The sequence below is a fragment of the Marinomonas sp. TI.3.20 genome (genome assembly GCF_038155025.1).
Classification (GTDB): Bacteria; Pseudomonadota; Gammaproteobacteria; order Pseudomonadales; family Marinomonadaceae; genus Marinomonas; species Marinomonas flavescens.
Window position 1 is genome coordinate 151,744 of record NZ_JBAKAS010000007.1, and the last position, 26,533, is coordinate 178,276.

Sequence of the window (26,533 nt, forward strand, 5' to 3'; positions counted from 1 at the left end):
CACAACAGAGAGCTGTCAGAACTAGTTCAGTTCAAGTCCGGATTCTCTTGCGATGCTTTCTAAGCGTGCTTTGGCTTTGGCGATGTCGTCAAACCAATGGTCATTTTGCGCCCACATTTCAATCACTAACGGTCCTGCGTAGTCGATTTCAGCCAAGGTTTTAAAAATTCCATGGAAGTCGACCTGCCCTTCTCCAATCACCAAGTCACGGAACTGACCTTTACAATCAGGGGAAACACGCAATGTGTCTTTTAAATGCACTTGCACAATATGCTGATGAGACAACTTTAGTTCCGTTGGCACATGGTGGTTCCAGCCGGATATATTGCCCACATCTGGGTACGCCATAAAATAAGGCGATGGAATTTTCTGCTTGAGCACTTCAAATTTGCTGAGCGAATTTAGATACGGCGTGTCCATGATTTCAACGCCCAATAAAACGCCAGCGCGCTCGGCCATTTTGGTGGCTTTTTGCATGCCTTCAATAAAGCGTTCATGGGTTGCTGCTGATTGAGGCTCATAATAGACGTCGTAACCCGCCATTTGGATACAACGAATGCCCATCTTATAAGCAAAGGCAATGGCCTTTTCCATGATCTCAAAAGCGCGTTCACGAACCGCGTCGTCCATCGAGCCGAATGGATATTTACGGTGCGCACTCAAACACATTGACTGCAATGGCATATCCAGCTCTATGCACAAGTCTCGTAACGCATAAATTTCTTTATCTGACCAGTCTAGTCGAGCTTGCCTATCGTCTGTTTCATCCACCGAGATTTCAACAAAATCAAAGCCCAGCTCTTTCGCTTTGGTCAGCCTTTCACGCCAAGACAACTCAATAGGCAAAGCTTTTTCATAAATGCCCAAACGGAATTTTTTATCAAAATTGATCATCACATGGCCTCAAGATAGGGTTTCTTCGATCGCCAGAGCCGTGCTCGCTAAACGCTCAGCCAAGCTTTCAAAACCCATTCGGTTCATTTTTGGAGTTAATGACGAGATACTGATGGCATAGATCGGCATCTTATCTTTATTAAAAACAGGCGTCGCCACACAGGAAATACCCGATTCATTCTCTTCATCGTCGATCGCATAACCACGTTCTTTAATGCGATCAAGGGATTGGAAGAACTCTTCTTTGTCTAGAATTGTGCGCTCAGTTAAGCGTTTCATGGTGTTGGCATTACGTTGCCAATAAGCCTCACGAACTTGATCATCGGCAAACGCCAAAAAGCATTTCCCCGCCGCGGAACAGTACGCAGGAGAATGCAATCCCACGTAGGTTCGAGTGCGAAAAGACGCGTCTCTTGGCTCCAATTTATCTTTGAAAATAATATTGTCGCCATCAAAGGAGATGAAGTTCACCGTTTCATTGACCGCTTCTAACAAACCGGTCAGATGAGGTTTGATGTAACCGGTAACATCGGAATTCAATGCGCTTTGCCCAACATGCAGTAGCTTCATAGTGAGCCGATAATCACCACCACTCGACAGCTGCACAACATAGCCTTCGCTTTCATAGGTAGATAACACTCGATGAACAGAAGACTTGGTCATTTTTAGCTCTTGGGAAATATGATTCAAAGAGGTTCCATTTGGAAACTTCCCTAAAAACTCCAAGACACTTAACGCTTTGATTAATGATTTGATTTGCTCACTCATAAAAAAGGACCTACCAGAATTTTGCTATTTCGCTATGAAATGCTTCTGCAATAGACACACCTTCATCACTTGCCAGCGCGCGGCCAGCAATAAAAGATTTCACTTTTATTTGTTTAAATAGGTATAAATCTGCAGGCACAATTCCACCTGTTATGGACAACTCAATACCAATATCGGAAAGCTGCTGCATTTTTTTGAGGTCATCGTCTGTCCAGCTTACGCCAGCGAGTTCTGCGTCTCGTGAGCGATGATAAATGGCTTGAGTAATGCCCATATCGTACCATGCTCTGGCGTCATCAAAGGTCCAATGACCATAAAGTTCTATTTGTATTTCGCCTTGATGCTGATCCGCGACTTTTTTTGCAGCACGAATGGTCTCAATGTGTGCTGCTGCACTCACCGTGACCCAGTTTGCCCCGGCTTCTAACGCTAACTTGGTTAGAATGGCACTGGCATCGGTGATTTTCATATCACACACAACAATATGATTAGGGTATTTTTCGCGGACTTTAGCGACACTATTCACACCGTCGGCGAACGCCAATATGGTACCAATTTCGATGACATCCAAATGCCCGGCCACTCGAGAAACAGACTCAAAAGCGGTGTCTAAATCGGTGGCGTCTAACGCCATTTGCAATAAAGGTTTAGTCATTCTTCTGTTCCTCGAATTCTTTGAAAAAAGCAACCAATTGTAGGTAGCGACGATACTTGCGCTGATATTGGTCGTAGTGCGTTGCATTAGGCTCGAACCGCTGGCTATCGACTTTCATTGCGGCTAAGCCCGCTTCAATAGAAGGGTATTCATTGGCACCAACCATGGCGACTAACGCGGCACCTAAAGAACCGGTTTCTTCGATGCTTGGAATGTCGATCGACATGCCCGTTAAATCGGCCAGCATTTGCATCCAGACTTTAGAGCCCGTTGATCCGCCCGTGACGCGCAACGACGCTGCGTCAGGGAAACGCACTCGCATACGATCCAAATGCACGTTATGGCAAAATAACACGCCTTCCCAAATTGCTTGGATCAAATGCGCTTTCGTATGGTGTGCTTGCAAGCCGTAAAAACCAGCTTTCAAACCCAACCCCATGTTTGAGCCGTATAAAAAAGGCACAAAAAACAATTCACTGCTGGCCGGCTCTAGCGCCGCCACCAACTCTTCGTTTTCTTGATGATTGAATTCACCGTCTTCGCCTAAATAGTCGACGAACCATTCATAGTTACCGGCTGACGTTGGGCTTGCTTCATGAATAATGTATTGCCCATCCACCACGTAATGACCATAAACGTAGCGATAATCGAGAGCCGTAATAGAATCGGCAATGCCCGACGTCACCGCCCAAGTACCCATTACGTAATTCAATGAATTGGCATTCGCATCAACGCCAGAACAAATGGCGGTAGACACCACATCAAAAAGACCACCGAACACAGGCGTGCCGACTTTTAAGCCAATTTCACTAGCCACATCTGGGGTCACATAGCCCGCTAATTGATCAGGTTTAATAATCGGCGGCAAGGCGGAAAAGACTTCTTCTATACCAAATAGCGCCAATAATTCAGGGTCATATTCCCCCGTATTGGCATTGAAAAAATTACTTTCTGAGATATTGGTTAACTCTGCATTCACCTCGCCCGTTAGACGAAAACGAATGTAATCGTGAGACATTAAAATAGCGCCGATACGAGCATAATTTTCCGGCTCATGTTCTTTTAGCCAACGTACAATCGACACTGGATGACCCGTCCATAACGTTTGCAACGTCATTGGGTAGATGGTTTCTGGCAGCGCCTCAGCTTGCCATTTTTTAACAATCTCCAAAGAGCGAGAATCGGAGGAAATAATCCCATTTCGTAGATTTTTCTGGTTCTTATCTAGTAGATAAACGCCCTTTCCTTGCGCCGAAATACTCAGCCCTTTGATGTCGTCGACAGACACATCAGTCGCACTCAGCAACTTTGAAATGGCCGTTTTGGCGTCATTCCATAGGGCATCTAGATCACGTTCAACCCAGCCTTGTTGTTTATTAACAACTTTTGCTGAGACTTTGGCGATCGCAACTTGCTGACCCGTACGGTCAAACAAAGCGGCCTTCATAAAGGTGCCGCCGGAATCCAAACCAATAAAATAGTTCATCGCTGGTCACCTAATGGATGCGTCGATGTCAGGTATTCAGGAAAAAGTGTCTGCAACAATTCCGCCACGGTATGGTCGTTGTCATTGTTGGTGCGAGTGATTCTTTTAGCGTAGTTTTTTAGGCTGTCATCGGCGTTTTCCATCGCCACGCCCATACCGACCATTTTTAGCATGGAAATATCATTATGATGATCCCCCACCGCAACCACTTGCTCAGGCGCGATGCCTTTTTGCTGAATTAATTGCGCCAGTGCAGACCCCTTGGTGTTGCCTATGCTGGCAAAATCAATGCGATTCGACCACGACTTCTCGCCGGTAAAGTGCTCGCGAATAAAGGGCATCATGGCAAACTCGTCCACATCGTCTCCTTCCACCACAAATTTCCAAATGCACTCCGCGCCTTCGACTTCCGGCAAAAAATCATCTACTTGGCGAATAATCGGTTTCACTTCGCCAGAAAACCCTTCTGCCCATTTCGCCAACCTTGCCACATGCATCACAGGGCGTTGGGAGGAATACAGCATGGCGTCTTTTAAATAGACAACCACTCTGAGGTTGCGCGCTTCTGCCAGTTGTAAAAATTGCATCGCGTTGCTTTTTTCAATCGCGTTATGCTGCAACACAGTGCGATTTTGATAGTCGTACACATAAGTACCATTACAGCAGATCGCCGGTGTCGTTAGGCCTAATTCTTGATAGTAAGGGCCCGCGGTGGTGTGATGCCGACCGGTGACAATCAACACCGGAATGCTGCGGCTCAAGACACGCACGGTATCCACTAACACAGGGCTGATCGTGAAATCAGATTTTAACGAGGTGCCATCTAAGTCCAGCGCCAATAATTGGTACATATGTACTCCTATTTTTGACCGTAATACGCGTTTTTACCGTGTTTGCGCAGGTAATGCTTAACCAATAACTCTTCTTGCACCTTGATCTCAAGATTGAGCGATCGGGTGGCAATGGCCATCGCTGATACCTCTTCTAGCACCACCGCATTGTGAACCGCATCAAAGGCATCTTTGCCCCATGCAAATGGTGCATGACCGGAAATCACGGCACCAGGAATCGCCATCGAATCCAACCCGCGTTGGTTGAATTCTTCGACAATCACAATACCGGTATTTTTTTCATAATCGGTGGCAATTTCAGCAGGAGACAACTGCCGTGTACACGGAATATCACCATAGAAATAATCAGCGTGAGTGGTGCCTAATGCGGGAATATCTAAACCCGCTTGGGCCCACACAGTCGCGTGGCGAGAGTGGGTATGAACAATGCCGCCAATATTAGGAAACGCCTTGTATAACTCGATGTGCGTAAGGGTGTCGCTAGACGGGTTTAACGTGCCTTCTAATCGATTGCCTTCTAGGTCTATCACGACAATGTCATCAACGGTCATGTTTTTGTATTCAACGCCAGATGGCTTGATCGCAATGACGCCTTTTTCTCTGTCTATCTCAGAGACATTACCCCAGGTAAAGGTCACCAAACCATACTCAGGTAGCTGTAAATTCGCCTTCAAAACCCGTTCTTTTAATGTTTGATACATAATCATTTCCTCACTACCAACCTAGCAACCCAATTGTGCTGCGTGCTATGAAAGTAAAAAGAGGGACCCTGTAAGCAGTATCATACTGATCCCCTAGCTGGTTATTTTACTTTTTAAAGCAACTGAAAATATTTCAATTAATGAGTGATTCTATTTGTTGCCAAATCGATTCATGAATTTCAATGCCGCCGGCACGCTCGTGTTTCTCTAAGAATCTTTCGATGCTGCTGCCAGCCACTTGAACCGTGCCTGTTTCAGCAGGCTCTGAAGCCAACACATAGTCTCGAATACGTTTCATTTCTTCGGAGAATCTTGAGGCTTCGATGGTTTTACTTAGGTCGATGGCAATCAGGAATTGAGACACGCCAAATTCACCGCCCATGTCTTCGGTCAACGCAGGAACAGAGTTACCGCCGGTAATGGCTGTCAGCATCATGTCTAATACCAATGACATTGAAGAGCCCTTCCAAAAACCCATTGGCAAAATACGTTTATTTTCCCATAACACATGCGGGTCTTTGGTAAGCTCGCCGTTGTTGTTATAACCACCCACTATCGGCAACTCTTTATCTGCTAGAACGTAGTTTTGCAACTGACCATAAGAAAACTGAGACATAGAGCAATCAACAAGAACCGGTGGATCACCAGCGATTGCCATAATAAGAGGATTGGTGCCTAAACGGTGGTCTTTCCCCCCCCAGGCTGGCATAACAGCGGTAGAGTTAGTGGCAGCAATGCCTGCAAACCCTTCACGCGCCATGCGGAGTACATAAGAGCCACCGCGCATCCAGTGATTCGAATTGCGCATTCCCACCATACCGATGCCATATTGGCGTGCTAATTCCATCGCACGATCTGAACAGATTAAACCATTCAAAACACCTGGACCAAAATGACAATCCCATTGTTCCAATGCGCCCATACTATTCACGCATTTCGGGGTTTCATTTAACTTGATTTGGCCTTTATCAACTTGCGAGATAAAAACCGGGAAACGGTTAATGCCGTGGGAATAAATCCCTTCATTGGCCATTTCTACAAAACCTTCCGCTAGACGAATGGCATTGTCTTTCTTCATGCCTCTAGAAAGCAAAATCGTTTTGTAAGTATCAATAAGATGCTCTACAGATATGATTGGCATAGTAAAACTCCGTATATTCCGCATTGCGGAATTTGATGCTGTTATTATTCCATATATTGTCATTATATTAATTTAATGGGAAGCCTGTTTTATTTATTTTCAAACGAAAAGTAATTTAGAAAATAAAAAAATAACGTAAAAAAGTACCATAAATATAACTAATAAAATAAAAAAACCAATTAAGTCAATAAGTTAAAAATCAACAGATGAAATTAAAAAAATGTAAAAAAAAAAATACCTTTTGGACTGATTTTTTACTAATAAGATTGTAACCCCCCTTTCAAGAGATTTTTTTTCATAACTTATCTTTCTAAAAAAGAATACTGCTTATTAATTTTAGGTATAAAAAAGCCAGCGCATTGGCTGGCCTCTCTATAATTCAAAATACTCTTAACGTGCTTTCTACAACACTACCTAAGATAGAGATTTAATATGCTCACCATGAACCTGAACTTGCAGCTCAAGTGTCAAACGTCGAATCTCTTCAAGCTGCCCTAACAAGGATTGCAGTTGAGACTGTACAAAATAATGTCGCTCATCGTCGTCGGATGGGCAATCTTCAAGGGTGTTTCTCAGTCGCTCAAATTCTGCCGAACTATCCGTTACTAGCTGTTTTTGCTCAAGACATTGCGCGACTTCTTGCAGGCTTTCTACTATATAGTTACCCGCATCGGCCAATAACTGATTACTCGGTTGTTCGATCAAGGTACCACGGTGGGCACTAAATGCCGCGATGTAATTAAATAAGGTATGGCTACGAATAACCAAGCGCTGCCATAGCTCGGTATCACGACGGAAGTGACCCGGCTCTTGCTGCATGCTCACCAATGTAGAGGTTAACAATGCATCGGCGTTATACGCCCGACGACGACTATGACGATACACCTGCTCGCTGACGTTGTCTTCTTGATAGAAGCGCATCAATTCACGCAAATAATCGGCACTGCGACGTAAGCCTTCTGCGAAGGTCATGGGTAATTGACGATGAGACCAATCCGGTAAGATGAAAAATACCGCTAACCAAGAAATAATACTGCCAATCAAGGTGTCTATTAATCGCGGCCAGATCACATCATAACCATCTGATACTTGATTAAAGCAGCACACCACCATCAAAGTAATAGCCGCTGTTGCCAAGACATAACGATTGTTACGAGATAGGAAGAACACCACACCAGCCGTAACCGCAATCACTAATTGAATAACTTCTACTGGGAATAAAGTGATCAAGGCCCAAGCAGCGACCAACCCTATTACCGTACCGGCAATACGCTCATACAGGCGTTTTCGAGTAGAACCAAACGTGGGTAGACAAACAAACAAAGTGGTTAGCATTACCCAATAACCAACCGATAAATTCATATTTTGAATGATGGCATAACCACAACTAAGCGCTAGCGACATACGCACAGCGTGCCGAAACACCTGTGACTTTGGTGTCAATTGATCTGCAATTTGGCTTAAAATTGAGCGAAAAGTCACCCTAGGCTGAGGAATTTGTTGCGATGCATCCGATAACGAGATGTCTTCTAATTGACGTGCTTTATCAAGCTCCTGCTGCAACGCAATAACGTTATCGGTAAGCTGGCGCAACGAACGAAACAGGCGCCATTGTGTAGGCTCAGCTTCACGCTCTAAATAGTCTATCGACCTCAAAACGCCGGCTACCGTTTCTTCACTATCACGCAAATCAATCGCATGCCCTCCGTGAATCGCCTCTCCTATTTTACGACAGCTGGTCCCAGCTTCAGATAACTGACGCTGCAAGCGAAACAATATATCGCTGTGAAAAAAGGTTTCCGCTAGATCGCTATAATTGTAATGAGAAGAACTGGCGCGCTCGTGGATTCCTTGAGCAATAAAATAAAATCGTATATAGCGCCCTAACCTAGGGTTCGTAGGGTTGCTGTCTATTCGACTCACCAAAATCTCGCGGACTCGATTTAACGCAACGACCACTTGCCCATGCTGTTGAGCTAGGTCTAAACGCAACGAATCAACCGCTCCGCGTGTCGGCAATGGGAAAAACTTAGACTTCAGCTTTAGATACAAACCAATTTCAATATAAAGGGACGTTAACGCTTGGCGCAACGTAACATGAGCAAACAACGCCGCCCAGATAACGGAAAGTATGCCGTACCATAAAGCACCAAAGCTTAGTAAAACCGGCTCATACCATATGGGCATTTCATGCGTGGCCTGATTTAGACCTATCATGGTGTACACGGCCAAAATCAACGTCGCTTGAGCCATCACCCCATAACGCCGACCCAGAGCGCCACACATCGACAGGCAAAATGCCACCAAAGCAATCGAGATACCAAATACCCATGGGTAAGGCATCAGTAAGCGCACACCAAATGCCGTGATAATAAACAGCACTAAGGTAATCAATAATGCTCGAACACGCCCTTGCCAACCATCTTCCGTTTCCGCCAATGCACTGGCAATAATGCCCAAAAAGAGCGGTATCACCATATCTATTTGGTTGATCCCCCAGCTCAGTGCCATGGCACCACACAGCGCAATAAACACACGTATTCCATAAGAAAGTTGGCTAATCCCCCCTTCCTTTCGTAGTGTTTGCAAGGAAAACTTAAAAGACTGTATAGACAAATTGCGTCTCCTCATCGACGACAGCAACACATAAAATATGACTTAAAAATCAAGTCTAAACGGGGCTACGCCCAACTACAAGATAACAAACATTATCTGCAAAATAGTTACTAATAGTTTGATTAAAGGCGTTTTCTTAATGGTTTCTGCACTTCTTTAAGGCACAGAACAACAATCATAATAAAACTTGAAAAAATCAACTTCTTAAAGAAATGACAGCATGGGCGTTTCTTTTCATTCGCTTTCAAGTCAGCCTTGAATCATGGAGAATAGTAAGCAGATATCAGACAACCGCCACATTGAGCGGAACTTACAATACATACATCAATAAATTTTTATTATTTTATCAAGGATTACCCGATGTCTCGCTATAACGAAACGCCAGAAAAAATTGCTCAAGCCACCGAAGGCTATGTGATGCAACAAACCATGTTGCGCATTAAAGACCCTCAAGTGTCTGTAGATTTTTATCAAAACGTATTAGGCATGAAACTCCTTGGAAAATACGACTTTCCTGCCATGCAATTCACCCTTTATTTTCTAGGCTACGAACAGGAAATCCCAGAAGGCGATGATAAAACAAAGGCTGAATGGGTATTTCGCCGCCCAGCACTCATCGAACTCACTCATAATTGGGGCAGTGAAAAAGACGAAAACTTCCCGGGTTACCACAGCGGCAATGAAGACCCTCGTGGCTTTGGTCATATTGGTATTAGCGTACCCGACGTTTATGCAGCCTGTGAGCGATTTGAAAAATACGATGTGGAATTTGTTAAAAAGCCAGACGATGGCTCAATGAAAGGCCTGGCTTTCATCAAAGACCCAGACGGTTATTGGATTGAAGTGTTATCGGCTGAAGGTATTACTGAAATCATTCTTTCCCAGTAATATTTAAACAGTTTAAGGTAAACAAAAAGTAGCCAACTTTTCGTTTACCTTAATTCGACTACATACTGGCGATGTTGAGCGAAGAATATAGAAACATCGTTCTTGTAGGTACACCTCCGATTTTAAAAAACTCTAACCAGAGAACGTATTTCTGTTTATCTTGAAAAAATCACTTCTCTGGTGATTTGCCAGCGCCCACTCTCAAAAACAAAGTCGATACTCAACGTAACATCGAGCTGCTCACCGCCTCCTAAATTGACCTTACGATCTATCAGTACATGACCATTTTTCTCATCTGCTTCAACGATGTGATATTTAGCCCATGTACTCGGAGTATTATTTTCTCCGCTAGATAATTTAAGGTAATCAATAAAGTCACGTTTGCTCATTTGATGTAAATCGTGATTTTTATCAAACATGTAGATTTTCATTTCATCATGATAAAGCGTCTCAAGAATATCAAGGTGTGCGTTTGAGGCAGAATGAATGAGATTGTCTAATGTCTCTTTTATTACTTTAACTTGCGTTGGATTAGCGTTCATTTTATTTTCCTTTCTGAGGTGAGTGTTGGTGCCACATGTCAGTAACTATCTTCCAAGTACTGCCATCAGGACGAAGAACGAATAAATAAGTACCTGTCGCATCAAGTCCGACTTTTTCCATTTTTGCGTCTACAGAGCCAATCATTACAGCTAAACTGGCATCATCAGATACGAAAAGACGATCAATGGTGTGTGTGACTTGACCTTTATTCGCTGTTACAAAATTGAATAACTTACGAGGCTCTTCTAATCCCTGAGTTGCAGGCTTACCTTGCTCTATCCATAGCGTATCTTTTGCGTACATATCAACTAAGTCGTCGGCATTGCCTTCAACTACAGATTGATTAAAGCGGTCATTAAAAGCATTAAGACTAGCAACGGCTTGAGAATGTTTGTCATCGGCAAAAACAGAAAATGACGTAACCATTAATAGAACAATCGGTATTATTTTGAGCATAAATTTTCCTTTGTTTATTTGTATATGTAACGATTGATATATATAATCATTTCATTGGTATTTAATGTCAAGGATTATTATATTGAACGATACAAATAAAAAGGGAAGACCTCGCACTTTTAACATCGATGATGCCTTATTGGCTGCCATGAGTACCTTTTGGCTAAAGGGTTATGACGGCACCTCGATGAAAGATTTAACAAAAGCAATGGGGATCAGTGGACCAAGCTTATATGCGGCTTTTGGCGATAAACGCGAGCTCTATCTTAAAACGATAGATCGCTATGCTGATGTTAATAGTTGCGCTCCTATTGTGGCTTTTGAGGCAGAAAAAGACATAGCTCAAGCGGTAAAAGGCTTTTTAACTTCCGTGATTATTCATTCAACTGCAGACAAAGATGGCCCACGTGGCTGCTTTCTTGCTTCCTGCGTATCCACAAGCGTTGGTGAAATAGAAGGTGTTGAAGAGCGTATGATAAAAGCGATTGAAGACACAGATATTCGACTTGCGAAACGCTTTAATCTCGAAAAAGAGAAAGGTAATTTACGACAGAACTTCCCATCCCTAGCTCGGGCAAGACTTTTATACGATATGAGACAAGGCTATGTTTTTCGAGGACGCGCTGGATGGAGTGCAGAATCATTGATGATAGATATTGAAGACCGAGTTGATATGGTTATTTCTTAAATTAATCGACTAAGTTTATAGTTTTCTTATTTTAAGCAACAACGACACTTTGCATAATTTAAGGTAAGAACATCTCCTTAAATTTAGTCACATTTAGAGGGTGAAAAAGCAGCTGACCTTTTTCTATACGGCTATTTCACCCTAGTCTATGCTATATTTTTAACACTTCTTAGGCTCTTGCTTAATATTAAAAGCGAGCAAAGACGACTTGAGCAATAGTGTGAGCGAGCGAAATTAGCATCAAAAAAAGTAGGATCGGCGTTACTCTGATCCTACCTTTTAGTCACTTACCTTCAGCTACTTACCTATAATGTCTCTAAACCTGCTTTAAAGCTGGCTAGCAAATCATCCGTGTCTTCAATACCAATAGAGCAGCGGATCATTTGTTCACTGATACCAGATTTTGCTCTATTTTCTGCTCCCATCTCATAAAAGATAGTACTTGCCATAGGCAGCGCTAAGGTACGGTTATCACCTAGGTGTGTCGCATTAACCACGATCTCAATAGCGTCTAATAATTCCGCGCAATCATAGCCTTCTTTTAGATCAAAGCTAAGAATAGAGCCATAGTGTTTAAATAATTTTGAGGCTTTATCGTGCTGTGGATGAGACGCTAACCCGGGGTAATACACCGCCTCCACTTTGTCATGAGCATCCAGCATTTGAGCAAGAGCAAAGGCATTAGCACAAGAACGATCCATACGTAATGCCATGGTTTCGGCGCCAACTGCAATTTGATAAGCCGCATCAGAACTAAGCGAACCACCCATATCACGTAACGATTTTTTCTTAATCTGCTTCATTGACCATTTGCTAGGGTCACCTTTTCGATAAGCTTCGAAAATATTCGGATAATCTGTCCAATCGTACTGTCCCGTCTCAGTTACCGCACCACCTAATACCGTTCCATGGCCACAGAAATATTTAGACAAACTGTTAACAACTAAACTCGCTTTAACTTTAACCGGTTGAAATAAATATGGCGAGGTCATTGTATTATCAACAAAATAAACCAGTTTTTGCTGCTCACACCAATCACCAATCGCTTCTAAATCAACAATTTGTGTACCAGGATTGGCAATAGTTTCAACAAACACCATGAGTGTATTATCTTGTTTAGCCGCCATCACTTCGTTAACATCTGTGGCATCAACCAACGTAATCTCAACGCCAAAATTCTGTAATGTATTAATAAAACTATAAGAATTACCGAACAAATAGCGACTCGCGATTAAATGATCACCTTGCTTCAACAAACTTAAAAAAGTCGCACTGATCGCGCCCATGCCAGTCGCAAAAACCAAGCTATCGAGACCTGATTCCGCTTGAGTAACCATAGACTGCAAGCTTTCAGTCGTTGGCGTGGATTGTCTCGCGTAGCTTTGACCCGATGCTTTGCCTTGAAACACATCCATCAAATCTTGTGTTTTTTTATAGCCGTAAGGAACGGAATTGTAGATGGGAGTATGAATAGGGTTGTCGTTATAATCTAATTGACGGTCATGATGGACAATATTACTGGTAAAACCCTTTAACTTTATCATTGATGTATCCACATTAAATCTTTGAAGAGCGGTGAGTGTTTCTTGAATAATGACAATCATAATACGCTTCTAAACGCTATGCTAGGCCAGACCCGCAGTATCCATGCTAGGACACGCACCTTAAAGTACCCATGCTAGGACACGCACCTTAAAAGCAGCATTCGTGATCAAATATATTGAAAGAAGACCTGTTTATATCTTTTGAATAAATTTTGTTGCCAACACTGACAATCCAGCTTCCGTAATAATCTCAATATTATCCTGATCAACCACATCCCCGTGTTTAATCAATACGGTTCTGGGATAACCTGGACCACCAAACTGAGCAGTCAATTTTTCATGTTCCCCGCTAATAAAACAGCCCTTGTCCAACTGAACAGTCACTTGCAGGACATCCACACCATGAGACTGCATATTCTGCCCAAAGCCATCGATATACTGCTTTTGCCTTTCTGTGCAATCTGGACACCACGCTGTGACGACATTAACAACAAAAGTATCACCTGCCACCATACGACGATAAACCTCCGCAGGCTCTACTATTTTCAAACTGCTAACTGACTGAATTGTATCGTTTAAATCAAGCTCTACTTCCATATCTATTCCACCCTTTCTAATTACTAGTAATTACTAGTAATTACTAGTACACGCACTTTATCTTATAAGAGGCATCTTATTAGCATCTTATTAGGACACGCACTTTAAAACATGACGATGATAACAATAAAATAAGAAGCACACCCTTTTCAGAACGTCTTCATTGGATTTTTCAATTTATTTATAACGTAGAAAGCCAGATTTTTAGCTGAAACTCGTATTCAAGACAAAGCAAAGCCCTAAAGCCTGTTCAGTGAAGTAACACATTGATTGGAAGGCAATTTAGCCAAGAAGCTGACGGCTTTGTCGACACGGCTTTCGCAGTCGTTGATGGGACTCACAATAATGTGCGACAGCGTACTCTTTACCAACCACACAGCCTGTTGTTTTACCAAACTGTGTGGCGATACAAAGCCAGTTATCAGAAGAAATATTAAGCCGTTGCAGTATCGGTAAAAGCGATGCGTCAATCACCCCTTTTTTGTTTTTTCGAATAATTCGTCCGGTCATATCGACCAATGCTAAATAGTCTTGCAGCAAGAAAGGCAAACCGTCTGGCATATCTTTTCTTGGGTTGCCGACAAAAGGAAATAACACTTTGGGTTGATTGTTTTCTTTGGCAGAATTTATGCGCCTTTTAACGCTCGTAAAAGCTGAATCCTCAGGCGTATTACTCATGTTAGATCGCACTGGATTCAAATCGACATACGCCATGCAAGCAATAAGCGCCGCTTCATCCAATAGTGCTTGAGATTTAAAGCGCCCTTCCCAAAACCTGCCTGTGCAGTCGTCTTCAGTATTCGCTTGTCGCGCAATCGGCTCGTTTAACTCTTTCATAAACCAACTGATGTCCATCAATCTATTTCTAAATGTCTCAGCAGATGCCTCAACCAAGCTCAAAGCAAAAGCGGCTTGAGGCTCACCTCTGATATATTGCTGAGTAAAAAGAGTGCCTTGATGAAGTTTATGCCAACGCTGCAAAACCTCTAACGTTGACCAAGATTTCGCTTTTTCTTGATTAATATGCAACACCACATGAAGATGATTACTCATTACAGCATATGAACAAATATCGATGGAAAACACACTAGCCAGAAACAGCAAACGTCTTTCGACCCACCCCCTCCGATGCTCGTAACTGTTCCCTGTTAGCTTATCTTCGCCACATAAAAATGCCCTGCGTACACATCTTGAAATGCAATGATAATAAGGAGTGTCAGCAACACTGATTTGTTGGCTTCTTGATCTAGGCATAACTTGACCCTTTTTAAGAATTTATACTGTAATTATATACAGCATAGTTCGATTCCTAAAAAACGCTCGGTTTTACCTAAACATCGGGTATCACTGGGGTATAAGGGTGGATGGCATCTTAAAAGACTCACCTTAAAAGACTATTAAGAGGTTATCGCTTAGCAGGTTGATTTGACCAACAGTTCATCTCGAATCAATGACAATAAAAAAGTTTCTCGTTCAATCGACATGCCTTTTTTATCACTGTTTTTGATGGTCTCTAGGTTATGTTGAATCGCATCGTGAACATTGATCCATACGGCCTTCATTCCGTTTTTAACTTCGTAATCTTCAAGGCTCGTCTCGCCCAATGTTTCATCAATATCACAGGTGTAACAATAAGATTTCATCCGCATAATATTAAAATCATCTTTGTACCAAGGGCGATACTCTTCGTATAAGCCAAACGCTTCTACATTGCGAATGTTTTGCGCGCCCGTTTCTTCTGTTAGCTCTCGGATCAATCCTTGAACCTGATTTTCGCCTGAATCGATGCCTCCACCCGGCAAGGTGTAATCGTCGTAACGCTGTGTATACAGCATTAAAACACTCTCACCTTTTAGAATGATGCCACGCGCTGCAAGACGTAAAAAAGAAGGCTGATCGATAGACTTAATATCGGGGTGTACGGTCGACTTTAACAAACGCATAAATAGAAGCACTGTGGTTATTTAAATAAAGGCTGGATGATAGCGTTTCAGTCATAACCAATCAAAGATTCTAAGAATTGGTGACACACCGCCCCTAGTTTTGATTTCATTTTGAGCAAGGTATTCAGAAAAATGCTCGTTATGACTAAGTTTTAAGGGTGGGTGGCACTTTAATCTTCACTCACTTCTTTTGCATCGCAGACACATAACGAGGCTGTAGAATTTCTCATTCTTAGCCAGTGTAATTAATGTAAATCCACAATATTTTACATACACCTAAGATTCAATAGACCATTCTTTTTTCCATCATAGATCACAGATATCAAGCTACAGATAAAATGAGGACGTCAAGATAGTACAACCGCTGCTCATCTCAGATGTTCAAATACAGTTGATTCGACAAAAGCGCAGGGCAACTCGCTAGGGCAGGCTCACATAGCCATTTTTTTGAGTTGTTCTTTAAGAGGAACCAAGACGGAGTTGCTTGAGAGATTTAACGCCTAAATTTTTAAAGGGATATGGACTCTTCGGACGGGAAGGCCTGCTATGACTGGGTTTTAAAGGTGGGTGGCACTTTAATCCCTTTAATGCCCTAAGAGGAAAAGCATGGCTATCTACAATTGTGAGAGATAGCCAAGTGTTATTTTTTATGCCACAGCAAAGTTAACTGCGTGGACATTTGTTAAGTTGACTTGTTGTTTAGCATGCCAAAGATCATAGTTATCTTGCATTGCTAACCAACTCTCCGGCGTTCTGCCAATTGCTTTAGATAAGCGCAGTGCCATTTCTGGAGAGATAGCACTTTGCCCCTTTAAAACCCTATTTAAAGTAGACGATGCGACATCCAGTTGTTTTGCTAGATAACGACAGCTAAGACCTGCTGGTTCTAGATATACGTTGTAAATAAACTCTCCAGGATGTGGCGGATTATGCATAGTCATTAGTGATAGTCCTCATAGTTGAGAATGTATGCATTACCGTCAATGAATTCAAAAGTAATGCGCCAGTTACCATTTACGGTAATAGACCAAATCTCGTTACGATCCCCCTTTAGTGGATGCAATTTAAAACCGGGTAGATTGATATCATCAATCACTTGTGCGGTATCTATTGCTGTCAGTTGCATCCGTAATTTGCTTTGATGCTTAGCCTGAATTCCAGCAACACTTCCAGTTTGAAAGTATTTCTTAAGGCCTTTGTGTTTAAAAGATTTAATCATAACGCTAGTGTAGCGTGATGCGCATCAGTCGTCGATAAAAATTAACGCCTTACTAAGTTGTGAAACGAAGCAGAACCATAGCAACTGTTATGAATCCTGCTTAGAGGGAATCCCCCCCTAGCCCGAAAGGCCCGCTATGACTGGAGTTTAAAGGTGGGTGGCACTTTAATTTCTGATTTATTCAAACTAATCCTAATTTGATAAGTTGTAATCTATATTTCCAGACATCATTATTTGTATTACAATGTAAAACAAACAACATACATTGGGGTGTATTATGAAAACCGAAATGCTCACAACTCGTATTGATCAAGACACTAAAATTGCCTTCACCCATGTTTGTGATGAAATTGGTTTGAGCCCATCACAAGCAATCAAACTCTTTGCCCGTGCGGTCATTAATTACGGTGGAATTCCTTTCGAACTAAGAGCCAAACAGCCTAACGACGTAACAGCAAACGCAATCCAAGAACTATCGCAAGGTAACGGACACCAAGCGGAAAACATGGCGCATTTGATGTCAGAGTTAACAGAAGGAAAAGTTAGCGATGTACACTCTTGAATACTCAAACCAGTTTAAGAAAGACTTCAAGAAAATAACCAAAATGCCTATTCCAGATATCATAGAAATAGGCAACGTCATCTCGACACTTCAAAAAGGCTTAACACTCGATGCAAAATACGTAGACCATTCTCTCATAGGGAACTGGACCGAATTTCGAGATTGCCACGTAAAACCGGACCTCGTTTTAATCTATCGTATCCATAAGAATGCGTTGCAACTCGCTAGAATTGGATCACATAGTGATTTATTTTAGACGTTCTTTTAGAGGGATCCGGCTTGAGTTGGTTTGATTTAACCCTGACCCGATTTATTACAGAAACATATCGGGTGAAAGTTGAAACCCTTTGTATTACTGGGTTTTAAAGGTGGGTGGCACATTAATGTTTCGGACGGGAAGGCCTGCTATGACTGGGTTTTAACGGTGGGTGGCACTTTAACCCTGTGGCGGATTATGCACAGTCATTAGTGATAGTCCTCATAGTTGAGCGATATGTGTCAGCGTCTCAGGGTGATTTTTAACTAGCTTCAACAGTGTTATCGCTTGGCCATTTGGCGTGCTGCGACCTTGCTCCCAGTTTTCTAATGTACGAGATGAAGTATGTAACAGACGAGCAAACACACCACGCGACATATTAAACTGCTCACGGATATTCACAATCTCATCAGGCGATATTTGCAGCTCACCAACATCGCCGACTTTATGTGTTTTTAGCGTTAGCTTACCTTCTGAATGTGCTTTTGCTTCAACAAGAGAAGCACTTAACTCTGCAAATAAATCACGACTGCTCATTACGCCATGCCTCCATAAAATTTTCGATTACTCTATTTTAGGTTAATCATTAACTCGGCTTGAAAAAGCCTGAGGTGGTCATCTAGGAGTTTTTCAAATAGAGTTAACTTAATGAGTATACGCTTCATGTTTAAACATGTACGCAATTAGCGTATAGCTGGTAAATTCACAATAACAAAAAAGGATGCCAACTCGCTAGAGCAGGTTCGCATAGTGATTCTTTAAGATGCTGTTAAGGAGGAATCAGGACGGGGCTGCTTGAGAAATTTAACGTCTAATTTTTTAAAGGGAGATAGACTCTTTGGACGGAAAGGCCCGCTATCACTGGGGTTTAAAGGTGGGTGGCACGTTAATCGCTCGCTTTAATCCTCTCAAATATCAGCCTTGAGATTGTCGTATTTTTGCATTTGTAAATTGTCGTATTTTTGCATACTATATAACCAATAAATACGGGGGCTAAGATGACAATTCAAGACAGGATAAAAACAAGAGTAAAACGCTCTAAGCGTTCTGTTTTTCTGCGCTCTGATTTTAAAGACATTGCCGAATACGACCAAGTCGGACGTGGTCTTAGAAACCTTGTTAAAGACGGCTTATTAATGAAAATTGGTTATGGTCTTTACACCCGAATCAGACAAAATAGAATTACAGGGAAGCCTATGCCTGACAATGCTTCTGGGGCAGATGGTGTATTAATTGAAGCGATGGAAAGGCTTGGTGTCGATTACAAGCTAGATAACCTATCCAGTTTGAATATCTCTGGGGAAAGTACTCAAATTCCAGCCAACATCAAAATAATTCTCAACAACCCGCGCTTTACCCGTAAAATTTCGATAGGAAAACAGGGCATCAATGACGATCGATAGTTCACTCTTTGTTGATGTTGCCGACGCCATTGGTCTTGGCAATCCCGCTCATGGGAAGACGCACTCACCGTGTTTTCAACGCTAACAAACCAAGTGTTAGATCGTATTGAAGCGAACTTTTTGATGACTGCATAATGACCGGGATGGTTAGCCTGCTGAGTATCAGACGGGGAGTCACCAACCATGGTCAAATCCTTTTAATCGCAGAGCATTTAGACGTCAATAGCTCTGTAGAATTTTAAAGAAAATGTCCCCTTAGTCTGAAAGGCCCGCTATGACTGGGTTTTAAAGGTGGGTGGCACTTTAATTTTTCCTGCGCGACCCCCGGGTCATGGGTGACCATGACGATGGTGTGGCCTTTGCGGTTCAGTTCCAACAGCAACTCGATCATTTCCTTGGAACTCTTTGTATCAAGCGCGCCGGTGGGTTCATCCGCCAGGATCACCTCGCCGCCGTTCATCAAGGCGCGCGCCACGGAAACCCGTTGCTGTTGCCCCCCCGAAAGCTCGCCGGGGCGGTGGTCTAACCGGTCGGCCAAGCCGAGTTGGGCTAGAAGATCAGAGGCGCGTTTGTGCCGGTCTGCGCGACCCTCACCGGCATAGATCGCGGGCACCTCGACATTGCCCACTGCGTCAAGATCGGGGAGCAGTTGATAGCGCTGAAAGATAAAGCCGAAATGTTCGCGCCGCAGTTGGGCAAGCTGATCGGGGCCGAGTTCGCTCACATCCTGACCGGCAAAGCTGTAGCTTCCCGAACTGGCACGATCGAGGCAGCCAAGTATGTTCATCAGCGTTGATTTACCCGAGCCAGAAGCCCCAATGATCGCCACCATCTCACCCGACCTGATGTCAACGTCAACATCGCGCAGGACAGTGATGGTTTCATCGCCCGCCTGAAAGCTGCGCGAGATCCCGCGTGCTGAAATCAGCGGTACCTCCATCGTCATATTCTCACCCGTGGCGTGCTGGTATTGCTCTGTGACGCAGAGGGGGCCACCACGGCGGTGCCGGTAACAACCTCATCGCCCTCACTCAGCCCCGATGTGATCTCGGCCCTGATCTTGTTATTCAGCCCGACCTCAACTGGCACAGTCGTCGTTGTGCCGTCTGCGGCATCATACCGTTTGACGGTATAGCCATCGGCACCTTTGCTCAGCGCCGCGGACGGCACAGTCAACACGTTTTCCGCCTTGTCCAGAATTATTGAGACTTCAGCCGTCATGCCGATGCGCAGCAGATGGTCTGGATTGTCTACCTCCAGCAACCCATTATAATAGATCGCCACATCGGTTGAGATGGTGTCGCTGGTCTCAATTGACGAAGGCGCAGGCTCGACAGCGCGCACAGTGGCAGAGAATTTGTGATCCGGTTCTCCCAAGATAGTAAAGAACACTTGCTGCCCGGGTTTCACATGCACCACGTCAGCCTCGGATATCTCCGCCTTCACCACCATACTGTCCAAATCGGCAAGCTTGACGATTGTCGGCGCGCTTTGCGAGGCATTCACCGTCTGGCCTTCGTCATTGACGATTGCCACGACGGTTCCCGAAATCGGCGCAGTGATCTTGGTCCGGTCAAGCGCGATTTGCGCAGTTGATACGGTGACCTCAACGCTGTCTTGCTGTGCGGCCAGCGCGTCAAGCTCGGCCTTGTAGACATCAACGTCGGCCTGCGCCGCCTCAAGATCCTCTTTCGAGCCGTAATCCGAGGTGGTCAGCTTTATCTGCCGGTCCAGCGCCCGCTTGGCCTTGATCAGACTGGCATTCTTGGCGGCGATCTGGGCCTTGATATTGGCCAGGTTCGCCTTCGCCGTCAGCACGGCATTCTGCTGGTCCTGACTGTCGATCTGCGCAATCAGGTCACCCTTCTCGACCTTATCGCCAAGGGCGACCGCCAGTGTTTCGATCTGACCCGAGACCCGTGCGCCAACGCTGACCAATTGTTTGGCCTCCATCGTACCCGACGCCAGCACCGTCTCTTCAACGGTGCCAAGTCTGACAAGAGCCGTCGTCGGAGGGGCCTCGGGTTCGTTCTGGGCCAAATAGAACCAGCCTCCAACCGCGGTCGACAACAACACAATCGGGATTAAGATGCGTAATGTTTTCATAAAAGAAGTCCTTTCGGGCTGAAACTGTGGCAACAAGCCGTTATACGCCGAAGCGTGATAATTCCGTCGTCAGTTTTTCGGGCATCGTCCCTCCAAACGGCAAAAAGCCTACGGACACCCAAGTTTACGCCGCCCGCAATTGTCTGCTCATTGACTATCGGGCTCATCATTCGCACACGTAACAACGAAATTTCTTCTGTTAAAAAACGCTCTAATACTACGTCTAGATTTAACTTTATTTCATCGATATACATCTATACATTTCCCATGGCGTACCCGCCACCATAACTCATTGCACCCATCGTTTTCTCCGGCCCCTCATTTCGATCGAGAGCGGCCGCTAATTTTGCTTGATCTACTTAAATCGATGCAATTCTTGATAAACCTGCACACATACCAATCTTGCTATTGCGATCAAATACTGGTGTAGAAGCGAGTGTTGGAAAAGTAATTAAAATACCCAGAAACGTTTTAATTAATTGTATTTTCATACCAAGTTCTGAAGATAGTTACATTCGATAATATATTGAATGACGACCTATAACATTGATATGAGACATAAAGAGCTTATTGGTTAGGAAAACAGCTAACGAGGCTGTAGAATTTCTACATTCTCAGCCTACCTAATTAATATAAATCCACAATATTTCACATACTTCTAAGATTCAATTGACCATTCTTTTTTCCATCATAAATCACAGATATCAAGCTACAGATAAAATGAGGACGTCAAGATCGTACCATCGCTGCTCATCTCAGATTTTCAAATACAGTTGATTCGACAAAAGCGCCGGGCAACTCGCTAGGGCAGGCTCACATAGCAATTTTTTTGAGTTGTTCTTTAAGAGGAACCAAGACGGAGTTGCTTGAGAGATTTAACGCCTCAATTTTTAAAGGGAAATGGACCCTTCGGACGGAAAGACCCGTTATGACTGGGTTTTAAAGGTGGGTGGCACATTAATGTTTCGGACGGGAAGGCCTGCTATGACTGGGTTTTAACGGTGGGTGGCACTTTAACCCTAGGATGTGGCGGATTATGCACAGTCATTAGTGATAGTCCTCATAGTTGAGCGATATGTGTCAGCGTCTCAGGGTGATTTTTAACTAGCTTCAACAGTGTTACCGCTTGGCCATTTGGCGTGCTGCGACCTTGCTCCCAGTTTTCTAATGTACGGGATGAAGTATGTAACAGACGAGCAAACACACCACGCGACATATTAAACTGCTCACGGATATTCACAATTTCATCAGGCGATATTTCAAGCTCACCAACATCGCCGACTTTATGTGTTTTTAGCGTTAGCTTACCTTCTGAATGTGCTTTTGCTTCAACAAGAGAAGCACTTAACTCTGCAAATAAATCACGACTGCTCATTACGCCATGCCTCCATAAAAATCTTCAATTGTTTCTTTTGATCTGAGGTTAAATCGGCCATTTCACTTTTGCCATAAATTGTCAGCAAGTAAAATCGCTGCTTATCATCGAGGAAGTAATAAATAACGCGTGAGCCGCCGCGCTTTCCCTTCCCTTTTCCTGCCACACGTACCTTTCGCAAACCACCTGTACCTTGAATAACATCACCCTGCTTTGGGTTAATCATTAACTCGGCTTGAAAAAGTCTGAACTCTTCATCACTGAGGTGCTCATCTCGGAATTTTTCAAATATGGCAGACTCAATAAATATACTTTCCATGCATCTAAGTATACGCAATAGACGTATAGTTGGTAAAGTCGCAATAACAAAAAAGGATGCCAACTCGCTAGAGCAGGCTCGCATAGTGATTATTTAAGATGTTCTTAAGGAGGAATCAGAACGGGGCAGCTTGAGAAGTTTAACGTCTAAAATTTTAAAGGAAAATGGACTCTTCAGACGGAAAGACCCGCTATGACTGGGCTTTAAAGGTGGGTGGCACGCTAATCCATCAAATATTAGCCTTAAGATTGTCGTATTTTTGCATTTGTAAATTGTCGTATTTTTGCATACTATATAACCAATAAATACGGGGGCTAAGATGACAATTCAAGACAGGATAAAAATAAGAGTAAAACGCTCTAAGCGTTCTGTTTTCCTGCGCTCTGATTTTAAAGACATTGCCGAATACGACCAAGTCGGACGTGGCCTTAGAAACCTTGTTAAAGACGGCTTATTAATGAAAATTGGTTATGGCCTTTACACCCGAATCAGACAAAATAGAATCACAGGGAAACCTATGCCTGACAATGCTTCTGGCGCAGATGGTGTATTAATTGAAGCAATGGAAAGGCTTGGTGTCGATTACAAGTTAGATAACCTATCCAGTTTGAATATCTCTGGGGAAAGTACTCAAATTCCAGCCAACATCAAAATAATTCTCAATAATCCGCGCTTTACCCGTAAAATTTCAATAGGAAAACAGGGCATCAATGACGATCGATAGTTCACTCTTTGTTGATGTCGCCGACGCCATTGGTCTTGGCAATCCCGCTCATGGGAAGACGCACTCACCGTGTTTTCAACACTAACAAACCAAGTGTTAGATCATATTGAAGCGAACTTTTTGATGACTGCATAATGACCAGAATGGTTAGCCTGCTGAGTATCAGACGGGGAGTCATCAACCATAGTCAAACCCTTTTAATCGCAGAACATTTAGACGTCAATAGCTCTGTAGAAATTTAAAGAAAAATGTCCCCTTAGTCCAAAAATCCCGACATGACTGGATTTTAAAGGTGGGTGGCACGCTAATCCCCTTAATGGCTTAGATATAAGATCAAGCTGTTTAGTTGCTTCATAGAAATTTTTTGCCTGCTGCCAATAAAAAACAGCATCACTATTCGTACAATTTCTTTTTAAATATATCTCTACAAACTGCCAAGTTGAGTCAGTGAGAATTACTTTGCTGTCTAATTTCGGGGAAATAAGAGGCCGATATACTCTTACAGGCCACTTACCACACTGAGTAGATGGGCGAATTTTATTCTCTTTGAGATCAGATTTAATCTTAGAAATATCATCATCTAATTTGGTAACTTTTTGCGATAATGAATTATTTGGGTTTGCCAATCTTCAATTCCTTAGATGATCTTCAAAAAGACACGTAACGCCTCACATAAGAGGCCGTAACGTAGTTGTTTGTTTTGTGCCAGCGTAGCTGAAAAGCACAAAACAAACAACGCAGTGGAGGTCCTAGTCGCGCAGCGACGAACTTGATGTGATTGTTATGTGTTTTTACTGAATATGAGAATCGTTGCATCGACACCAGAATATACCGCTGCATGTAAAGGTTTAAAGCCATGCTTTAGGTAAAGTCCGGTATTGTGCGCCTCACATTGTAGGTATAGCTCTGATATGTTCAGCTTGGCGACATGTTCCTTTGCTTTATCAATTAAAGCGCCTGCGTACCCCTTACCTCTATGTTCCGGTTTTACATAAACACCACCAATCCAATGCTCATAATCGGGGTAGTCTTTGTGCTCTCTATATTTTAAATCAGCTACCGCGACCAATTCACTATCGGTATGAATAGTAAGAAGCGTCAGGAAATCATCATCCTTTTCTAACTTAGCTGATAAGCCTTCAAAGATTCTTCTCTCTGTTAGTGATGAGTTTAAATGCCCCCACTCTTCAAAGTACCACCGTGCAATTGTTTGTAGATTTTCCATATCATCAGTCTGAAGTGAGATTTTCATAGCTTAGTTCACATAACGAGGCTGTAGAATTACTCCAACAGCCAAATTTAATTAAAAAACGAGTCACTGAGCTCAACGCTAAGCGTTTTTTAGGCACTAGGTAATGCATTTCGACCCCATAAAAAAGGCTATTTTTCTAAATTAAGAGTAATTCTACAGCCTCAACGCCCACTTAAGCGGACAAAAATGGTTGGCTATAATTTGTGAGGAACGAACAATAGCCAACTGTTTTTATTCCGTTTAAAGTGCTTGTTATGGCGCTACTCTCAGCATAGGCCATTGAATTAACCACCCTTTTGATTTTACCCTATGTTCGAAAACTACTCGATTACGTTTTGGATTATATGTGACTTGTAAATCAAATAGAGACTCGAAACCGAAAGCAGATATGCATTCAAAATTTTGGTGGCCCGTTTTACGGATAGCCACGGCAGTTTCTTTCTCTGGCCAATAGCTCATCGCATCAATTATGCTTTCATATGGTTTGTCACCATTTCTCGTGTGCATTATCGCTTGATTACGGACTTGCCACTTAACTTGGGGCATTAGTAGGTTAAGCTCAGATTCGTATTTAAGGTAAATTTCATTATCAACTTCATCAGGGTCAAAATATATTACATCGATATCATTTAGAGGAGATGAAATTTGTTTTTCATGCAGATGATCCCACACCAAGTTGCGAACAAAACCAGCTGCCAAGTAACACTGAGGCAATTTCAAATATCGTATACATTCAAGTGCTTCCAGTCTGAATTCATCTATCTTGATTAATTGGATAACTTTGAACATTTCACCTGCGCCATAACATTTTAATAGTGCGCACCCGCGTTTACACATTTCAAAAACTGTCTAAATATCTCTATAACCAACTGAATTTAAAGTGTTTTATAAAGTTATTCATAATATCCAAAATTGGCTAAACGAGTGTTCACTATCACACCTATTTATTAGAGAAGCACAGTGCGTTATCTCTGCGCTGAAAGCCTTTAATCATTGATATTAATACGGTTTTTATCAACCTACCAGTACAAACGCACAAAATAGGTGATTATTTTTTAGACAGACCACATAAGTTTTTGATAACTATAGGAATAATATTCAGCCTTATATTATGAACGATAGCGGCTGTATATTGGTTTTTTGGGCAAGGACTACGGAATGTATTAAATACGTGAAGCGTAATAACGTCACCGATCGTTTCGACTTTAACCGATGATTGGCTTTAGATATTCTCCAGTTACTGGCCGCTCTTTTTTAGGTATTCCAACCAACAAGACAATCGCATTCATTGAGTTCTGTAGCTACTAGCTGAGGTCCCAGATTCCCGTCGTTCCTCAGTTCATGCTGATTTAGGTAAGTTCAATCGGTGTTTTCGATGAGGTAGGCGCTTTTTTTGAAAAAGGAAGTATCGAAGAGAAAGTGAGCGTCGGCTAAACCCCACATAGCAGTCTCTTCCAAAAACCATAAAGTCTTTCATTTTTTAAATTGGAATAAAAGACTCATGTTTACGGCTTCTGATCAACTTAATGTGACCCTCATTTGTGGG

The 26,533-nt window shown here is 42.9% G+C and carries 30 protein-coding genes; 6 read left to right on the forward strand and 24 right to left on the reverse strand.

Annotated elements, in window-relative coordinates; translation table 11 throughout:
• Positions 1-21: 21 nt before the first annotated feature.
• The 8 genes from V6259_RS09495 to yccS all read right to left on the reverse strand — a co-directional run bounded on the left by V6259_RS09495 (position 22) and on the right by yccS (position 9,112).
• Positions 22-894: an L-ribulose-5-phosphate 3-epimerase gene (locus V6259_RS09495; protein ID WP_341584335.1), complete on the reverse strand. Its 873-nt coding sequence runs from the start codon at positions 892-894 to the stop codon at positions 22-24.
• 9 nt (positions 895-903) lie between these two features.
• A complete protein-coding gene (locus tag V6259_RS09500; RefSeq protein ID WP_341584336.1) occupies positions 904-1,662 on the reverse strand; it encodes an IclR family transcriptional regulator in 759 nt (252 codons plus the stop codon).
• 10 nt (positions 1,663-1,672) lie between these two features.
• The gene (locus V6259_RS09505; protein WP_341584337.1) at positions 1,673-2,317 is read right to left on the reverse strand and encodes a 3-keto-L-gulonate-6-phosphate decarboxylase UlaD; all 645 of its coding nucleotides are present in this window, start codon (positions 2,315-2,317) and stop codon (positions 1,673-1,675) included.
• A complete protein-coding gene (locus V6259_RS09510; protein ID WP_341584338.1) occupies positions 2,310-3,803 on the reverse strand; it encodes an FGGY-family carbohydrate kinase in 1,494 nt (497 codons plus the stop codon). The genes V6259_RS09505 and V6259_RS09510 overlap by 8 nt, the downstream gene beginning before the upstream one ends.
• Complete coding sequence (locus tag V6259_RS09515) at positions 3,800-4,654, reverse strand: Cof-type HAD-IIB family hydrolase (RefSeq protein ID WP_341584339.1); 855 nt, start codon at positions 4,652-4,654, stop codon at positions 3,800-3,802. The genes V6259_RS09510 and V6259_RS09515 overlap by 4 nt, the downstream gene beginning before the upstream one ends.
• A gap of 8 nt (positions 4,655-4,662) precedes the next feature.
• Complete coding sequence (locus V6259_RS09520; protein WP_341584340.1) at positions 4,663-5,355, reverse strand: L-ribulose-5-phosphate 4-epimerase; 693 nt, start codon at positions 5,353-5,355, stop codon at positions 4,663-4,665.
• A 133-nt stretch (positions 5,356-5,488) separates the two neighbouring features.
• Positions 5,489-6,496: a 3-dehydro-L-gulonate 2-dehydrogenase gene (gene yiaK / locus V6259_RS09525; protein WP_341584341.1), complete on the reverse strand. Its 1,008-nt coding sequence runs from the start codon at positions 6,494-6,496 to the stop codon at positions 5,489-5,491.
• Positions 6,497-6,910: 414 nt separating this feature from the next.
• Positions 6,911-9,112 (reverse strand): YccS family putative transporter, encoded by a 2,202-nt coding sequence (gene yccS / locus V6259_RS09530; protein WP_341584342.1) that lies wholly within the window; start codon positions 9,110-9,112, stop codon positions 6,911-6,913.
• A 360-nt stretch (positions 9,113-9,472) separates the two neighbouring features.
• On the opposite strand from yccS, the gene gloA reads away from it, so the two are divergent.
• Positions 9,473-10,000, forward strand: coding sequence for a lactoylglutathione lyase (gloA, locus tag V6259_RS09535; RefSeq protein WP_133010305.1), 528 nt, complete (start codon positions 9,473-9,475; stop codon positions 9,998-10,000).
• A gap of 155 nt (positions 10,001-10,155) precedes the next feature.
• Here gloA and V6259_RS09540 read toward each other — a convergent pair whose 3' ends face one another.
• Positions 10,156-10,542, reverse strand: a complete 387-nt coding sequence (locus V6259_RS09540; protein WP_341584343.1) for a hypothetical protein — start codon at positions 10,540-10,542, stop codon at positions 10,156-10,158.
• Between the two features lies 1 nt (position 10,543).
• A complete protein-coding gene (locus V6259_RS09545; protein WP_341584344.1) occupies positions 10,544-10,999 on the reverse strand; it encodes a YybH family protein in 456 nt (151 codons plus the stop codon).
• Between the two features lie 82 nt (positions 11,000-11,081).
• On the opposite strand from V6259_RS09545, the gene V6259_RS09550 reads away from it, so the two are divergent.
• Entirely contained in the window at positions 11,082-11,687 is a 606-nt protein-coding gene (locus V6259_RS09550; RefSeq protein WP_341584345.1) for a TetR/AcrR family transcriptional regulator, read from the forward strand.
• Between the two features lie 305 nt (positions 11,688-11,992).
• Here V6259_RS09550 and V6259_RS09555 read toward each other — a convergent pair whose 3' ends face one another.
• The 6 genes from V6259_RS09555 to V6259_RS09580 form a co-directional block, all read right to left on the reverse strand.
• Positions 11,993-13,231, reverse strand: a complete 1,239-nt coding sequence (locus V6259_RS09555) for a cystathionine gamma-synthase family protein (protein ID WP_341584346.1) — start codon at positions 13,229-13,231, stop codon at positions 11,993-11,995.
• Between the two features lie 192 nt (positions 13,232-13,423).
• Entirely contained in the window at positions 13,424-13,828 is a 405-nt protein-coding gene (locus V6259_RS09560; RefSeq protein ID WP_341584347.1) for a hypothetical protein, read from the reverse strand.
• A gap of 282 nt (positions 13,829-14,110) precedes the next feature.
• Positions 14,111-15,082, reverse strand: coding sequence for a transposase (locus V6259_RS09565; RefSeq protein WP_341584348.1), 972 nt, complete (start codon positions 15,080-15,082; stop codon positions 14,111-14,113).
• Positions 15,083-15,240: 158 nt separating this feature from the next.
• Entirely contained in the window at positions 15,241-15,771 is a 531-nt protein-coding gene (locus tag V6259_RS09570) for an NUDIX hydrolase (RefSeq protein WP_341584349.1), read from the reverse strand.
• A gap of 647 nt (positions 15,772-16,418) precedes the next feature.
• Positions 16,419-16,712 carry a HigA family addiction module antitoxin gene (locus tag V6259_RS09575; RefSeq protein WP_341584350.1) on the reverse strand — a complete coding sequence of 98 codons (294 nt, stop codon included), beginning with the start codon at positions 16,710-16,712 and terminating at the stop codon, positions 16,419-16,421.
• Positions 16,712-16,990: a type II toxin-antitoxin system RelE/ParE family toxin gene (locus tag V6259_RS09580; protein ID WP_133010297.1), complete on the reverse strand. Its 279-nt coding sequence runs from the start codon at positions 16,988-16,990 to the stop codon at positions 16,712-16,714. The genes V6259_RS09575 and V6259_RS09580 overlap by 1 nt, the downstream gene beginning before the upstream one ends.
• 277 nt (positions 16,991-17,267) lie before the next feature.
• Here V6259_RS09580 and V6259_RS09585 point away from each other — a divergent pair, with 277 nt between their 5' ends.
• A complete protein-coding gene (locus V6259_RS09585; RefSeq protein ID WP_341584351.1) occupies positions 17,268-17,552 on the forward strand; it encodes a type II toxin-antitoxin system RelB/DinJ family antitoxin in 285 nt (94 codons plus the stop codon).
• A gap of 43 nt (positions 17,553-17,595) precedes the next feature.
• On the forward strand, positions 17,596-17,808 hold the full coding sequence (locus tag V6259_RS09590; RefSeq protein ID WP_341584362.1) for a type II toxin-antitoxin system YafQ family toxin: 213 nt from the start codon (positions 17,596-17,598) through the stop codon (positions 17,806-17,808).
• 222 nt (positions 17,809-18,030) lie between these two features.
• On the opposite strand, the gene V6259_RS09595 is transcribed toward V6259_RS09590, so the two are convergent.
• On the reverse strand, positions 18,031-18,345 hold the full coding sequence (locus V6259_RS09595; protein ID WP_341584352.1) for a helix-turn-helix domain-containing protein: 315 nt from the start codon (positions 18,343-18,345) through the stop codon (positions 18,031-18,033).
• A gap of 461 nt (positions 18,346-18,806) precedes the next feature.
• Here V6259_RS09595 and V6259_RS09600 point away from each other — a divergent pair, with 461 nt between their 5' ends.
• On the forward strand, positions 18,807-19,211 hold the full coding sequence (locus V6259_RS09600; RefSeq protein WP_133002869.1) for a DUF6088 family protein: 405 nt from the start codon (positions 18,807-18,809) through the stop codon (positions 19,209-19,211).
• Between the two features lie 238 nt (positions 19,212-19,449).
• On the opposite strand, the gene V6259_RS09605 is transcribed toward V6259_RS09600, so the two are convergent.
• The 4 genes from V6259_RS09605 to V6259_RS09620 all read right to left on the reverse strand — a co-directional run bounded on the left by V6259_RS09605 (position 19,450) and on the right by V6259_RS09620 (position 23,011).
• A complete protein-coding gene (locus V6259_RS09605; protein WP_445928507.1) occupies positions 19,450-20,157 on the reverse strand; it encodes an ABC transporter ATP-binding protein in 708 nt (235 codons plus the stop codon).
• Positions 20,154-21,317, reverse strand: coding sequence for an efflux RND transporter periplasmic adaptor subunit (locus V6259_RS09610; RefSeq protein WP_341584353.1), 1,164 nt, complete (start codon positions 21,315-21,317; stop codon positions 20,154-20,156). Before V6259_RS09610 ends, V6259_RS09605 begins: the two co-directional genes overlap by 4 nt.
• Before the next feature lie 1,060 nt (positions 21,318-22,377).
• Positions 22,378-22,692, reverse strand: coding sequence for a helix-turn-helix domain-containing protein (locus tag V6259_RS09615; RefSeq protein ID WP_133010295.1), 315 nt, complete (start codon positions 22,690-22,692; stop codon positions 22,378-22,380).
• On the reverse strand, positions 22,679-23,011 hold the full coding sequence (locus tag V6259_RS09620) for a type II toxin-antitoxin system RelE/ParE family toxin (protein WP_341584354.1): 333 nt from the start codon (positions 23,009-23,011) through the stop codon (positions 22,679-22,681). Before V6259_RS09620 ends, V6259_RS09615 begins: the two co-directional genes overlap by 14 nt.
• Positions 23,012-23,330: 319 nt before the next feature.
• Here V6259_RS09620 and V6259_RS09625 point away from each other — a divergent pair, with 319 nt between their 5' ends.
• Complete coding sequence (locus V6259_RS09625) at positions 23,331-23,735, forward strand: DUF6088 family protein (protein WP_341584355.1); 405 nt, start codon at positions 23,331-23,333, stop codon at positions 23,733-23,735.
• A gap of 212 nt (positions 23,736-23,947) precedes the next feature.
• Here V6259_RS09625 and V6259_RS09630 read toward each other — a convergent pair whose 3' ends face one another.
• The 3 genes from V6259_RS09630 to V6259_RS09640 form a co-directional block, all read right to left on the reverse strand.
• Positions 23,948-24,361 carry a hypothetical protein gene (locus V6259_RS09630; protein WP_341584356.1) on the reverse strand — a complete coding sequence of 138 codons (414 nt, stop codon included), beginning with the start codon at positions 24,359-24,361 and terminating at the stop codon, positions 23,948-23,950.
• A gap of 155 nt (positions 24,362-24,516) precedes the next feature.
• Positions 24,517-24,987, reverse strand: coding sequence for a GNAT family N-acetyltransferase (locus V6259_RS09635; RefSeq protein ID WP_341584357.1), 471 nt, complete (start codon positions 24,985-24,987; stop codon positions 24,517-24,519).
• 252 nt (positions 24,988-25,239) lie between these two features.
• Entirely contained in the window at positions 25,240-25,776 is a 537-nt protein-coding gene (locus V6259_RS09640) for a nucleotidyltransferase family protein (RefSeq protein WP_341584358.1), read from the reverse strand.
• Positions 25,777-26,533 lie beyond the last annotated feature (757 nt).

Excerpts from the sequence above, each read along its gene's own strand:
- V6259_RS09590 (WP_341584362.1), top strand. The coding sequence starts at position 17,596 with ATGCCTATTCCAGATATCATAGAAATAGGCAACGTCATCTCGACACTT.
- V6259_RS09620 (WP_341584354.1), bottom strand. The coding sequence starts at position 23,011 with ATGGAAAGTATATTTATTGAGTCTGCCATATTTGAAAAATTCCGAGAT.
- gloA (WP_133010305.1), top strand. The coding sequence starts at position 9,473 with ATGTCTCGCTATAACGAAACGCCAGAAAAAATTGCTCAAGCCACCGAA.
- V6259_RS09570 (WP_341584349.1), bottom strand. The coding sequence starts at position 15,771 with ATGCGTTTGTTAAAGTCGACCGTACACCCCGATATTAAGTCTATCGAT.
- V6259_RS09520 (WP_341584340.1), bottom strand. The coding sequence starts at position 5,355 with ATGTATCAAACATTAAAAGAACGGGTTTTGAAGGCGAATTTACAGCTA.
- V6259_RS09595 (WP_341584352.1), bottom strand. The coding sequence starts at position 18,345 with ATGAGCAGTCGTGATTTATTTGCAGAGTTAAGTGCTTCTCTTGTTGAA.
- V6259_RS09565 (WP_341584348.1), bottom strand. The coding sequence starts at position 15,082 with ATGCCTAGATCAAGAAGCCAACAAATCAGTGTTGCTGACACTCCTTAT.
- V6259_RS09585 (WP_341584351.1), top strand. The coding sequence starts at position 17,268 with ATGAAAACCGAAATGCTCACAACTCGTATTGATCAAGACACTAAAATT.
- V6259_RS09560 (WP_341584347.1), bottom strand. The coding sequence starts at position 13,828 with ATGGAAGTAGAGCTTGATTTAAACGATACAATTCAGTCAGTTAGCAGT.
- V6259_RS09600 (WP_133002869.1), top strand. The coding sequence starts at position 18,807 with ATGACAATTCAAGACAGGATAAAAACAAGAGTAAAACGCTCTAAGCGT.
- V6259_RS09640 (WP_341584358.1), bottom strand. The coding sequence starts at position 25,776 with ATGTTCAAAGTTATCCAATTAATCAAGATAGATGAATTCAGACTGGAA.
- V6259_RS09500 (WP_341584336.1), bottom strand. The coding sequence starts at position 1,662 with ATGAGTGAGCAAATCAAATCATTAATCAAAGCGTTAAGTGTCTTGGAG.
- yiaK (WP_341584341.1), bottom strand. The coding sequence starts at position 6,496 with ATGCCAATCATATCTGTAGAGCATCTTATTGATACTTACAAAACGATT.
- V6259_RS09540 (WP_341584343.1), bottom strand. The coding sequence starts at position 10,542 with ATGAACGCTAATCCAACGCAAGTTAAAGTAATAAAAGAGACATTAGAC.
- V6259_RS09580 (WP_133010297.1), bottom strand. The coding sequence starts at position 16,990 with ATGATTAAATCTTTTAAACACAAAGGCCTTAAGAAATACTTTCAAACT.
- V6259_RS09605 (WP_445928507.1), bottom strand. The coding sequence starts at position 20,157 with ATGACGATGGAGGTACCGCTGATTTCAGCACGCGGGATCTCGCGCAGC.
- V6259_RS09515 (WP_341584339.1), bottom strand. The coding sequence starts at position 4,654 with ATGTACCAATTATTGGCGCTGGACTTAGATGGCACCTCGTTAAAATCT.
- V6259_RS09575 (WP_341584350.1), bottom strand. The coding sequence starts at position 16,712 with ATGACTATGCATAATCCGCCACATCCTGGAGAGTTTATTTACAACGTA.
- V6259_RS09610 (WP_341584353.1), bottom strand. The coding sequence starts at position 21,317 with ATGAAAACATTACGCATCTTAATCCCGATTGTGTTGTTGTCGACCGCG.
- V6259_RS09625 (WP_341584355.1), top strand. The coding sequence starts at position 23,331 with ATGACAATTCAAGACAGGATAAAAATAAGAGTAAAACGCTCTAAGCGT.
- V6259_RS09615 (WP_133010295.1), bottom strand. The coding sequence starts at position 22,692 with ATGAGCAGTCGTGATTTATTTGCAGAGTTAAGTGCTTCTCTTGTTGAA.
- V6259_RS09555 (WP_341584346.1), bottom strand. The coding sequence starts at position 13,231 with ATGATAAAGTTAAAGGGTTTTACCAGTAATATTGTCCATCATGACCGT.
- V6259_RS09510 (WP_341584338.1), bottom strand. The coding sequence starts at position 3,803 with ATGAACTATTTTATTGGTTTGGATTCCGGCGGCACCTTTATGAAGGCC.
- V6259_RS09545 (WP_341584344.1), bottom strand. The coding sequence starts at position 10,999 with ATGCTCAAAATAATACCGATTGTTCTATTAATGGTTACGTCATTTTCT.
- V6259_RS09635 (WP_341584357.1), bottom strand. The coding sequence starts at position 24,987 with ATGAAAATCTCACTTCAGACTGATGATATGGAAAATCTACAAACAATT.
- V6259_RS09505 (WP_341584337.1), bottom strand. The coding sequence starts at position 2,317 with ATGACTAAACCTTTATTGCAAATGGCGTTAGACGCCACCGATTTAGAC.
- V6259_RS09495 (WP_341584335.1), bottom strand. The coding sequence starts at position 894 with ATGATCAATTTTGATAAAAAATTCCGTTTGGGCATTTATGAAAAAGCT.